The 12559-nt window shown below is 61.0% G+C and carries 8 protein-coding genes; 1 reads left to right on the forward strand and 7 read right to left on the reverse strand.

Features of this window, described 5'->3' with window-relative positions:
* Positions 1-37 precede the first annotated feature (37 nt).
* Entirely contained in the window at positions 38-6592 is a 6555-nt protein-coding gene (locus tag N434_RS13710; RefSeq protein ID WP_110758454.1) for an Ig-like domain-containing protein, read from the reverse strand.
* A gap of 252 nt (positions 6593-6844) precedes the next feature.
* Between N434_RS13710 and N434_RS13715 the strand changes: the two genes are divergently transcribed.
* The gene (locus N434_RS13715; RefSeq protein WP_065117756.1) at positions 6845-7705 is read left to right on the forward strand and encodes a LysR substrate-binding domain-containing protein; all 861 of its coding nucleotides are present in this window, start codon (positions 6845-6847) and stop codon (positions 7703-7705) included.
* 34 nt (positions 7706-7739) lie between these two features.
* Here N434_RS13715 and N434_RS13720 read toward each other — a convergent pair whose 3' ends face one another.
* Genes N434_RS13720 through napE form a run of 6 tightly spaced genes read right to left on the reverse strand, consistent with a single transcriptional unit; the run spans position 7740 to position 12351 of the window.
* Positions 7740-8435 (reverse strand): cytochrome c3 family protein, encoded by a 696-nt coding sequence (locus N434_RS13720; protein ID WP_272869321.1) that lies wholly within the window; start codon positions 8433-8435, stop codon positions 7740-7742.
* 2 nt (positions 8436-8437) lie between these two features.
* Entirely contained in the window at positions 8438-8929 is a 492-nt protein-coding gene (locus tag N434_RS13725) for a nitrate reductase cytochrome c-type subunit (protein WP_110758456.1), read from the reverse strand.
* The gene (napA, locus tag N434_RS13730) at positions 8899-11403 is read right to left on the reverse strand and encodes a periplasmic nitrate reductase subunit alpha (protein WP_110758458.1); all 2505 of its coding nucleotides are present in this window, start codon (positions 11401-11403) and stop codon (positions 8899-8901) included. The genes N434_RS13725 and napA overlap by 31 nt, the downstream gene beginning before the upstream one ends.
* Complete coding sequence (locus N434_RS13735; RefSeq protein ID WP_065117759.1) at positions 11378-11665, reverse strand: chaperone NapD; 288 nt, start codon at positions 11663-11665, stop codon at positions 11378-11380. Before N434_RS13735 ends, napA begins: the two co-directional genes overlap by 26 nt.
* A complete protein-coding gene (locus tag N434_RS13740; RefSeq protein ID WP_110758460.1) occupies positions 11658-12158 on the reverse strand; it encodes a ferredoxin-type protein NapF in 501 nt (166 codons plus the stop codon). The genes N434_RS13735 and N434_RS13740 overlap by 8 nt, the downstream gene beginning before the upstream one ends.
* A 7-nt stretch (positions 12159-12165) precedes the next feature.
* Positions 12166-12351: a periplasmic nitrate reductase, NapE protein gene (gene napE / locus N434_RS13745; protein WP_110758461.1), complete on the reverse strand. Its 186-nt coding sequence runs from the start codon at positions 12349-12351 to the stop codon at positions 12166-12168.
* Between the last annotated feature and the right edge of the window lie 208 nt (positions 12352-12559).

Consider the following 12559-nt stretch of genomic DNA (forward strand, 5'->3'; position numbering starts at 1 on the left):
GAAAAAGGCGCATCCGGCCGGATGCGCCTTTCACGGTTCAGGCGAAGCGGAAGTCGTCGATGACGAACTGTTCCGTCTTGACATCAACGAAGGTGATGGAAGAACCGTCGTTGAAGGCAATCTCGGCGCCATTCTCGCCATTGGTGAAGGCGCCGGAGGAAATAAGCGCCTGATAGTCGGCGAAGACATCCTTCGAAAGCTGAACGACATCCTTGCCCTCGGCACCGGCCTCGAAATCGGTCACGACGTCGCGACCATCGCCCGCGGCAAAGACGAAGGTGTCAGCACCGCTGCCGCCGGTCAGGGTGTCATTGCCTGTGCCACCGCTCAGCGTGTCATCACCTGCGCCGCCATTCAGCGTGTCGTTTCCGGCTCCGCCGCTCAGGACATCGTTGCCCGATCCGCCCGTCAGCACGTCATTGCCGGCACCGCCGTCGACCACATCTTTGCCGTCTCCGGCCAGAACGCGGTCGCTGCCGGCTCCGGCATCCACCATGTCGTCGCCTTCGCCGGCAACGACGGTGTCATCACCCTCGCCGGCTTCGAACATGTCCTTGCGGCTGGTCCCGATCAGCATGTCGTCGCCACTACCGCCTTCAACGATGTTGTATTCGGTATAACCGTCCACGGTGACGGTGGTGGTGCCCTTGGCTTCGCCGCCATTCGCATCACGAACCGTGTAGTCGAGCGTCACCGTCGCCTGCTGCCCGTCCTCCAGCGCCGCAAAGGCGGAGGAAGGATCGACAACCAGCTTGCCATCCACCACTGAGAAGGCGGCAGCCGCCTGCTGACTGGTTATGGCAAGGCCAGCAACAGCCGTCACGGCGACGCTGACGAGTGCAAGACGGTCGCCTTCCACATCCGTGTCATTGGCAACGAGATCGAAGGACGTTCTATCCCTTTCCGCCAGCGCAATCCGGTCCGCAACGGCAACAGGCGCATCGTTGACGGGAGCGATCGTCACAGTCACCAGGCTCTCGACGCTGCCGCCCCTGCCATCCGAAACGACAACCGTGAAGCTGTCGGTTCCGTTGACATCTGCGTTCGGCGTATAGACCCACTCACCCGTTGCGGCATCGACTTTGGCGTTGCCCTTCGAGGCACCGGCATCCGCCTTGATGGCATAGGAAAGCGCGTCACCATCGATGTCGGAGGCCGCGACCCTGCCTTTAAGGGCGACATCCTCATCGGTCTTTACGGCGATGGAGGCGGCGACCGGCGCATCATTGACCGGCTTGACGGTGAAGGCGGCGGCCGCTTCGCTGGAACCGCCGCGACCGTCGGCGATCTTGTAGCTGAAGGATGCCTTGCCGTTGAAATTGGCAGCCGCGGTAAAGCGGATGCCCGTTTCTTCCAGGACCGCCGTTCCGCCAACGGCACGGAAAACGCTGGTCACCGTCAATACGTCCAGATCGGCGTCCATGTCATTTGCAAGCAGGGCGCTGAAGGGAATGAGGAAGGATGCCGCATCCTCATTGATCGCCGCAAGTGTGTCGGCCACAGCGACCGGGCCGCGGTTCACGAGCCCCTTGGCGATGGCCCCGCGGCTGAGATTGGTGCCATCGGCGAAACGCAGCATTTCAATACCGCCATCCGCCAGCTGGTTGCGCAGCGACAGTTTTTCGCCGCCCGACAGTTCAATCTCGACGGATTGACCATATTTGCGCAGAACGGCCTCGTTTCTGGCGATATCGTGGAGGTACAGGATGTCCGTCGCGCTCGATGGAGCAGCAGGCTCGATGATGACATCGGAACCGTCGCCGCGCCCGTAACGATAGAGGTCCGACCCTTCCCCGCCGATCAGCAGGTCGTCGCCACGGCCGCCTTCGATGAAATCGTCGCCCACGCCACCTGAAATCAGGTCGTCGCCGGCATCGCCCCAGAGCTTGTCATTGCCGGCACCGCCGGAGAGCGCATCGCGGCCCGCTCCACCGATCAGCCCGTCATCGCCATTGCCGCCGTCGAGACGATCATCGCCCGTAGAGCCGAGGAGCGTATCGTTGCCGTCATGGCCGAGGATTGTCACATCGGCAGTTGCCGCCTGCAGGACATCGTTGCCGGCACCGCCTTCGAGCGTCTGGCCCTGCTTCGCAGCATCCAGTCGCACCACACGCACATCGTCGTAGCTGACCCCTTCACCGGCACGCCAGTTATAAAGGCCAAAGGTGCCCTTTTCCGCGCCATGAACTGCGATGGGCTTCGAGAACAGGGCCGTGCCGTTCAGCCAGACCTGAAGCCTGCCGCCTTCAATGTCGGCGCGCAGCAGGTTGGAACCGGCGGCATCGTAGCGGATCGGCCCCTGCCAGAGTGTCTGCTCGATACCGTCCGTGAGGCTGAAGAGCTGCGGGAAGCCGGTCGTGTTGTCGAGTTCAAACTTGATGTAGTTGTTTTCGTCTTGATAGTGCAGCAGCAACCCCACCGCGCCGCGCGAGGCCGAGGTGAAACGCGTTTCGACGCTGTTATCCATCCATTCGTCCGAGCCGGGAGCCTCGTAAAGCGCGTAGGTTCCCTTGCGAAGCGCATAGATGCCGTCGCCGAGCGGGCTCCAGTTGAGGCTCCATTGCGAGGTCGGCGCAGTCAGACCCGTACCGCCGAGTTCGCGGCTGTAGCGGTTGGCTGTCTGTGCAAGTCCGCCATTCGCGACGGCCCAGGCCGCAGCCGCGCCAAGCTCGCCCTCATCGACGAAGCGGAAGTTCTGCGCGATGCCGTCGGAGAAATCCTCCTGCATCAGCACATCATTTGCCGCAACGACCTCGATCGTCACCGTATCGCTCGACCGCTGGGCGCCATCGGCCATATCGAGGCGAACGAGATGTGTCCCGGCCTCGAGCTGAACCCTGGCCTGAGCGCCGCTGGCGAGCCGGGTGCCTTCCTCGCTCCAGACAAAGCCGGACGAAGAAGAGCTGCCAAAACTCTCAAGGGCGGAAAGCTCGACCTCGACGCGACCGTCGCCATCGACATCGATCACCCGCAGGGAACGACCCGCATCCGCATGGAACGCGCCTTTGCGCACCATGATATCATCGAAAAACACCTGACGCTGTCCTTCGGACCAGACCCCGACGGTGCCGCCCGCAAGCGGGCTCGCCGCATCCGTCACCGCACCGCCAAACAGCGCCCTGCCATCGAGCGTGGCGAAAAGCCGGTTGCCGGTAACGGCGAATTCGACCGTGAAATCCCGATCGAACGGCGTGGTCGCAACTTCACGGGCCAGCACCGTTTCAACGCCGTCGCGCACTTTCACCAGCTGGCGCTCATTCGCGGCAATATCGAAGGACAGACGGTAGTGGTTCTTTTCATCCCGATAATAGGCGACGAGCCCGAGACCATGCTGGTCCTCGGCTAGCAGCGTGGCCGAAACGGTATAGTTCGACCAGGCAGCACTGCCATCACCCGTCCAGCGCATGATGCCCGACGCCCCATCATAAGCGCGCAGAGCACCCTCGGGGGCCGCCGCCGTCCGGCTGTTGTCATTGCGTGAGGCGACGGAACCGGCGACCTGCCAGCGGGCGCCGGGCGCTGACCAGCCATCCGCATTGCCGTCATCGAAGGTCTCGTGAAGCAGCGTATTCCGGTCGGTAATTGCGATCTTCACCTGATCGACGCTCTCCACTCCGCGCGCATCGACAAGACGAAGTGTGAGGCGATGAACGCCGGCGTCGAGATCCACCGAGGTCTCGCGGCCCTTGGCAATCACCTCGCCATCCTCGTTCAGCCATTGCGTCACCACGACCTGACCGAGCTTGTCCACGCTCTGGCCGGCGTCGAGATCCACTTTCGCCTTGCCGCTTGCATCCGCTTTCACCGTACGGTCATTTCCGGCTTTCGCCACGAACTGAACAACAGGCGTGCCGAGATCGACATTGCTGATCGTTTCCTGATGCTCACGGAACGCGCCGGTCAATTGCAGGCGGTTGTCACCGCTACCGATGGTCTGCGACAGGGAACCGTTGCCGAGGGAGGGCCTGAACGTGCCGTCAGTGAAATCGAACTGCACCATGTTCACGCCCGGCAGCGCAGTCTGGTAAGGTCCGGTCGAGGTAACGGAACCAAGCCCCGCGACTTCCGCTTCGCTCAGCGTCTTTTCGAGGAATGCGAAGGATGAGAGCGAGAATTCCGGCGTTTCCGTGCTGTCATCGGCAAAGATCAGGAAACCGGCCTTGCCGATGTTGTAGACCCCCTGCACGGTCTGCGTTCCCTGGAGAGCGCCATCGGCATATTTCTTCATCGTATAACCGGCGCCGCTGCGCTCCAGCGTTATGACGATACGCGTCCACTGATCGAGCGGCAGCCGGCCGTCATCGCGGCCATCGGTACCGATCAGCGCGTAACCGTCACGATAGTTCAGCCAGAGGTCGCCATCGGTGATGTTGTTGAGGTCGCTCTGGAATATGGAAGCAAGGCGGCCGGGCGTGCCGGGCAGCTTCACATCGTAGACCAGCGTATAGTTTTCGAATGTATCGCCGCCACCGGCAGGCGAAAAACCGGGGGTGACCTTCAATCCGTTGGAAGGATTGAACTGCGGTGCGGTGATGATGCCGGTATCGCCGCCATCGATCGTTTCCCGTCCGAAAACAACCGGCTGAATCTGGGAGGCGTTGGCGCCCGTGGTGCTGCCCTTGCCGTCGCGCGAGGGTTCCGCATCACCGCGCGCGCCCACCAGATATTCGTCGCGGGCCGAAAGATAGGTCTCCGTCTGCACCGTCTTGTTGTCGGGGTCGATGATGAGGAGACGGATGGCGCCGTTGCCACCATTGCCGCCCCGTCCCGCGTCGCCGTTGCCGGTCACTTCCGTCGACACACCGTTCTGGTAATTGACGAGCATCTGGAAGACCGGCAAGCCGGCGTCGTTATAGCTGACGATGGTTTCCGCACCGTCGCCGAAAACATGGCCGGAAAAGACGAAGCTGACATTCGGATGCTTGGAGACGAGCTTCTGCCACATGTCTTCGCCATCATTGGCGTTTTGCGCGCTGTTGCCGATCCCGTAATCCTTGCCCGTGCCTTCAGCGAAGACCGGACCGGAATAATTGTCGGCACGCGTTCCCATGTTGGTGTAGCTGTGCGTGGTGATGATCGCGCGGTGGTCCTGATTTGCCGCCAGCACCTCGCCCGCCCAGCGCAACACATCATCGCGGGCACCGAATTCCAGCGAAAGAGCAATCCATTCCGTGCCGTCCGCACCGGTGAAACGATACCAGGCATTTTTGGAATCGCCCGTTTCCTGATCGTAGACACCGCCCAGCGTGGAGTGTTCACGCATGTATTCCGGAGAGAAATAGGTGGACTGCAAGGACGAATAGTCTCTGGAGCCACCGCCCTGATCATGGTTGCCCGGCACCATGGCGTAAGGCACCTTGCCATTCAGCCTGGTGATGGCTTCCTTGGCGATCGCCCATTCGTCCGGCGTATTGTCCTGCGTGACGTCTCCGACATGGGTGACGAAACGGATGTTCATGGATTTCGAATTCTCGGCAAGCCAGTCGAACATGCCATTCAGCGTGGCCTGCCCCATGCCGGGGAACACATAGTCCTGTGTGTCCGGCACCACGGCGATGGTGTAGGCGTTCGGACCGGCCACACGCACGCGGAAATCGTCCGTCGCGCTCTTTCCGGCGCTGTCGGTGGCCGTGACGCGGATATCGGAATGGCCAAGGGCGGCAAAATCGAGCGTCAGCTTGTTACCGTCCGTCAGCACGGCCTTCACGGTCTCGTTTCTGCTGTTCTGGACGGTAAATTCGAGGTCTTCGCCGGAGAAGTGCTGCGAAAGGTCGATCGTCACGTTCGCGGCATCGGGCGTCACCATCATGTCCTTGATGAGCGCGGTTCTGATGACGCTTGCCGGATCAACGGCGGGCTGTTCGCCAATGCCCGGGATATTCGCCTGGGCAGGCGTCGTGAATTCAAGCGGGACACCTTTGCCGGTGATCGTGCCTGTCCCCATAACCGGCGCGGCCGACCCACCGGAAAAACGGCTTTCCAGAACGACGGTTTGTTCAGCCGTTGACTTCATGGCATCCGGCAGGATGCCGGCAGCTTTCGCCGCTCCGAGATAGGACATTTCATCCTTCGTAAGCACCGCCTTGAGGAAGAGGAAATTGCTGAGATAACCCGGCGACGTTTCGCCGTCTTCGTCAGAGAAGATCAGGAAACCCTTGGACAGATCGATCGCAAAACGGCTGGCGCCGCCGTTGATCTTCTGGTCGGCGACGAATTCGCCGTTGACATATTTCTTCATGGAAACGGCGCCTGCCGCGTCCGTTTCAATGGTCAGGCCGATACGGTTCCAGGCATCCAGCTTTGCCGAACCGTGATAACCGCCGCTGATGCCGACACCGTAGCTTCCGACACCCACCTTGCCGAAAATATCGCCGTCATTGCCGTTGTTGAAGTCTGTCTGCAGGAACGGCATCCAGCCGCTTGAGCCACTTGCGGGAAAATAAACATCATAAACAAGGCTGTAGGAGGTCGCCATGCCGGCACCACCGGGCGAAACAAGAATGCCCTGCTGTTGTGCAAGAGCCGGAATGGTCAGCAGCCAGTCGGAAGAGGATTCAATGGGATTGGCGATCGAATTCTGGGAGGTCGTCATCTCTTTGGCCTTTTTGCGTGAAACGGGTTGGCCCTTTGGCCATGCCGGGACGATTAGAGGCCGGGACTAACGCGCCGATGACGAATTCCTAACAAATCGTAAATGCGCCATAGCGATTTCCCATGCCTGCCATCGGTTTCGCCGCGAGGTTAATGAAGTCATCCGGCGGGCGTCATGGAGTTGTCAGCGTTTTCGCCGATAATCCTCCTGCACCGGCGCCAGTCGTGTCGGCCGGCGGCAGAACAGGACCCCATGTCGACCAAGCAGCTGAAGGCCTTTCATATCGTCGCGCAATCGGGCGGTTTTTCCCAGGCCGCACGGGACATGGCGATAAGCCAGTCCACGCTTTCGGCCCATGTGCGGGAACTGGAAGCGATCAGCGGCGTGAACCTTCTGGAAAGAAAACCCCGAGGGGTGAGCCTCAGCCCGCAGGGAGAACGCCTGTTCGAGATCACCGCCCGCCTGTTCCAGGCGGAAAACGAGGCCAAGGCCTTCCTGCGCGGCGGCAAGAGCGCCGCGGGCGGGCATCTGCGCGTCGCAGCCGATGGCCCCATCCTGCCGCTTCCCATTCTTTCGCGGTTGAAGGCAGAACGGCCGCAGCTGACCTTTTCCCTTTCGGTCGACAATTCGGCGCGGGTGGTGGAGCAGATCATCGACTACCGGGCCGATGTCGCCATCACCGCCCGCGCGCCCGATGACCCCCGCCTTTACGGCGTCAAGTTCCTCAGCATGCGACTTGGGCTATGCGTGCCCGTCTCGCATCCACTGGCTGCGCGTCAGAACGTTTTGATGGCCGAACTGGAGGGGCTGTCCTTCGTTATGCGGGAGCGCGGCTCGCGCACGCGTGAAATTTTCGAGAAGAACCTTGCCGATCACGGCATAACCATCCAGCCAGTGATCGAAATCTCGTCCAGAGAAGGCGTTCGGGAAGCCATCGCCAACGGCGTGGGATGCGGTGTGGTGGCCGATCTGGAATTCGGCCATGATGCGCGCCTTTCCTTCATTCCTCTGGACGACGCCCGCGAACTGATCGACGAATATGCCGTCTGTCTCGCCGAAAGGCGGCATCTGCCGCTGTTGCGCAGGTTCATCGAGGAGGCCGGGCGGGCCTGAGCCCTGCCTCCCACGGTCAACCCGCGGCTGATGCTCAGAACACGTTCCGGTGCACATCCGTCATCGCGCGACGCAGATCGTCGACAGCGGACGCCGTCTGCCCCGGCCGGTCGTCCAGCGCCGGCGGCATTTTCCAGCCGGGGTCTATGCCTTCCATATTGGGCAGTTCATGGGCGATGCCCTTGTGGCAATCGATACAGGTGGCCTTGCCCGTCAGCAGGTATTTCGAATGGATATCGGCGGCGCGCTGCGTCTGTTTGGTAAAGTCCATGGCGGCGGAGGAATGGCAGTTGCGGCATTCCAGGCTGTCATTGGCCTTCAGGCGCGACCATTCGTGCTGGGCAAGTTCCAGCCGCTTGTCGAGGAACTTCTTGCGGGTGTCGATGGTGCCGAAAATCTTGCCCCAGACCTCCTTGGAGGCCTGCATCTTGCGGGCGATCTTGTCCGTCCATTCATGCGGCACATGGCAGTCCGGACAGGAGGCGCGCACGCCGGAACGGTTGGAGAAATGCACCGTCCGGGTCAGTTCCTCATAAACATTGGCCCGCATCTCGTGGCAGGAAATGCAGAAGGCTTCCTTGTTGGTCATTTCAAGCGCGGTGTTGAAGGCACCCCAGAACATGACCCCGCCGACAAAACCGCCAAGCGTCAGGAAAGCGAGGCTGAGCGTGCCCGCCGGTGTCGTCAGGACCGCCCAGAGCCAGGCGAGAAGTTTTTTCACACGGGCGATCATCATTCGCTACCCGCCGGTTTCACACCCATCGTGCTCATGTCCTCAAACGTGTTGGGCACGAGCGGCCGCGTATCGGCCTGCGGCACATGGCAGGCGGTGCAGAAATAACGGCGCGGCGAAACATCCGCCAGCATCTGGCCTTCCCGCGTCATATAGTGGGTGACGCTGATCATCGGTGCGCCGGAATCCTGCGTGAATTCGCGCTTGTGACAGGACAGACAGCGGTTGGTATTGACCGACAGCTGGTAGCCGTCGATTGAATGCGGAATGACCGGCGGCTGCTCCGGATAGGCGCGCATGCGCCTGAAATCGTCGACCACCCATTTCGGCAGGGGTTTCGCCGGCTCGGTCTGCATGGCGTCGCCACGCGGGCCTGACAATTCCGGCACCATCTGTGCAACGGCCCCCGTCGCCAGAGCCACGACCAGAAGAGTGGCGGCGATCCATCCGTGTTTCCTGATCATGCGACTGGCTCTATCTTGACTGCGCATTTCTTGAAATCCGTCTGCTTGGAGATGGGATCGGTTGCGTCGAGCGTGACCTTGTTGATGAGCTGGCTGGCGTCGAACCAGGGAACGAAGATGACGCCGGGCGGCATGCGGTTACGGCCGCGCGTTTCCACGCGGGAGCGGATTTCGCCACGACGCGAGACGATGCGGATTTCCGCGCCCTGGTTGAGCCCGCGCTTGCGCGCATCGTCGGCATTCATGAAACAGCGGGCGCCGGGAAAGGCCTTGTAGAGTTCCGGCACACGCATGGTCATGGAGCCGGAATGCCAGTGCTCCAGCACGCGGCCCGTCACCAGCCATGTATCGAATTCCGCATCCGGGGATTCCGCCGGCGGCTCGTAAGGCACGGCGATGATGACCGCCTTGCCGTCCTTGTTGCCGTAGAACTTCACGCCTTCACCCGGCTTGACGTAGGGATCGTAACCCTCGCGGTAACGCCACAGCGTTTCCTTGCCGTCCACCACCGGCCAGCGCATGCCACGCACCTCGTGATAGGCGTCGTAAGGCGCCAGATCGTGGCCGTGGCCGCGCCCGAAGGCGGCATATTCCTCGAACAGACCCTTCTGCAGATAGAAACCGAAATCCCTGGATTCCTGGTTCTGGTAGTCCGCGTTGATTTCGCTCAGCGGGAACTTGCCGACATCGCTGTCCTTGTAGAGCACCTCGTAAAGCGTCTTGCCGCGATAGGCGGGGTTGGCGTCGAGTATCTCCGCCGGCCACACCTCGTCGGTGGTGAAACGCTTGGAGAACTCCACCAGTTGCCAGAGATCGGAGCGCGCCTCGCCCGAAGCCTCGACCAGCTGGTGCCAGACATGGGTACGCCGCTCGGCATTGCCATAGGCCCCCTCCTTCTCCACCCACATGGCGGCGGGCAGGATGAGGTCGGCGCTCATGGCCGTGATGGTCGGATAGGCATCCGAAACAACGATGAAGTTTTCCGGGTTGCGATAGCCCTGATAGGTCTCGTTCTTGGTGTTGGGACCGGCCTGAACGTTGTTGTTGACCTGCACCCAATAGAAATTCAGCTTGCCGTCATGCAGCATGCGGTCCTGCTGCACGGCGTGGTAACCCGGCTTTTCCGGGATGATGCCGTGCGGAATGCGCCAGATTTCCTCGGCATGTTTGCGGTGTTCCGGGTTTGTCACCGTCATATCCGCCGGCAGGCGATGGGCGAAGGTGCCCACCTCGCGGGCCGTGCCGCAGGCCGAAGGCTGGCCGGTGAGCGAGAACGGGCTGTTGCCCGGCTCGGAAATCTTTCCGGTCAGAAGGTGGATATTGTAGACCATCTGGTTGGCCCAGACGCCGCGAACATGCTGGTTGAACCCCATGGTCCATAGCGACATGACCTTGCGGTTCGGGTCGGCATAAAGCTCGGCCAGTTCCTCAAGGAAGCCGGCCTCCACGCCGGTCATGGCGGCGGTCTTTTCCAGCGTATAGTCCGATACGAAAGCCTTGAAGGTCTCGAAATCGATCGCTTCGGTCTTGGTCGGATCGGCGGAATTGGCGGCATTCACCTCCGCCGGATTGTCGGGACGCAGGCCATAACCGATATCGGTGACGCCGCGCACGAATTTCGTATGGTTCTTCACGAAGTCTTCGTTGACGCGCCCGGTCTTGATGATGTGGTTGGCGATATAGTTGAGGATCGCGAGATCCGTGCCCGGTTTGAAAACCATCGGGATATCGGCGAGATCCATGCTGCGATGCGTGAAGGTCGAAAGCACCGCCACCTTCACATGGTCGAAACCCAGACGCCGGTCGGCGATGCGGGTCCAAAGGATGGGGTGCATTTCCGCCATGTTCGAGCCCCAGAGCACGAAGGCATCGGCATGTTCGAAATCGTCATAGCACCCCATCGGCTCATCCATGCCGAAGGTGCGCATGAAGGCGTAAGCGGCGGACGCCATGCAGTGGCGGGCATTGGGATCGAGATTGTTGGAGCGGAAGCCGGCGCGCATCAGCTTGGTCGCGGCGTAGCCCTCGAAGATCGTCCATTGCCCGGAGCCGAACATGCCGACGGCGGTCGGCCCCTTTTCTTTCAGCACCCGCTTGCACTGCGCGGCCATCACGTCGAAGGCCTCGTCCCAGCTTACCGGCTCGAATTCGCCATCCTTGGCGTAGACGCCGTTTTTCTTGCGCAGCAGCGGGGTTTGCAGGCGGTCCTTGCCATACATGATCTTGGACAGGAAATAGCCCTTGATGCAGTTGAGGCCACGGTTGACCTCCGCCTGCATGTCACCATGGGTGGCAACCACCTTGCCTTCCTTGACGCCGACCATGACGCCGCAGCCCGTGCCGCAGAAACGACAGGGCGCCTTGGACCATTTGATCTGCAGGGCGGAAACACCGCCCGGTACCGGCTGGGCGGCGGCCGGCAGCGCAATGCCCGCCGTTGCCGCCGCAATGCCGGCGGCATGGGCTTTCAATAGATCACGCCGCGTCAGTTCGCTGCTCATCGCCGCTCGTCTCCTCTGTGTCGACGTGTTCGAAAACCATGTTGGCGGCAATCACACCGTCGAGTGTCGAAATATAAGTGAGCGTATCGCCCAGCATGCCGGTGCTCGTGCCGTCTATGACGATGACGATCTTGCCATTGCCCTCGCCATGAACCTCGACATTGTCGAGCGTTGAAAGTGCCGCGAAAACGGCGTCCCGCATCTGCGGCATCACCGCCACCACGGCGCTTGAGACATGATACCGGCCTGTATTTTCAGGCATATTGCATCTCCATGGCTATTGCCTTGATCTCGATCACGCCGGCCGGGCAGACGGATATACAGGCCCCGCAGCCGGTGCAGGCATCTTCGACAAGCTGAGGCACGAAGGGGCCGCCGCGGCGGGGCCGAAACCGGATGGCCTCGGTCGGGCAGGCATCGCGGCACGCCTGACAATCGATATTGCCGAAAGCGAGACACCCTTTACCGATCGCCATGACATGATCGAAGCGCTGCGCCGCAGGGGTCGCAAAAACCGGCTCTGGACAGACTTGCGCACATTTGCCGCAAAAGGTGCATTCACCGGCGGAGAAATCCACCGAAGGCAAACCATCCGCCATGGCGATGATGCCGGTCGGACAGGCCTCCACGCATTTTGCGCAACCGCTGCAGGCGGCGAGGTCGCTCAACACGACCCCGGGGGGACAGATACGCGTTTCCCGTTTTTGCCCGCCGCGCAGGAAATCGCGCCGGCTGAGAGAGACTTCCATCGTCATTTCACCCTCAATGACCGGGCGGTCCCGGCGGCCCGTAAATGATCTGGAACATCCAGACGATGAAGCCATAGGCCCCGACAAATCCAACCGCCAGAACGGGCCATATGCCGAAGGCCAGAACGGCAAACGTCACGAGCTCCCTCGTCCGGCTTGGCTTGTCATCCACTTGTTGAGGCGCGACTATTTTAGGCATATTCGCGTTTCCTGTTCGGTTCGAGACATCATCAGCCAAAAGGCAAAAATATTCAACCACTTGATTTTATTGATTATTTATCAGAACTAACATTCATCAATATCGCCAGCCTAAGTCACTGATTTCTTATTGGGCTTTTGCCGAAAAAATAAACAAACAGGGTGAAAGCGGGCGAAGGTCGCTGCCGTCACGGCTGCGGAAAGCTGCG

This window comes from Rhizobium sp. UGM030330-04, from assembly GCF_003208455.1.
GTDB lineage: Bacteria > Pseudomonadota > Alphaproteobacteria > Rhizobiales > Rhizobiaceae > Agrobacterium > Agrobacterium rhizogenes_A.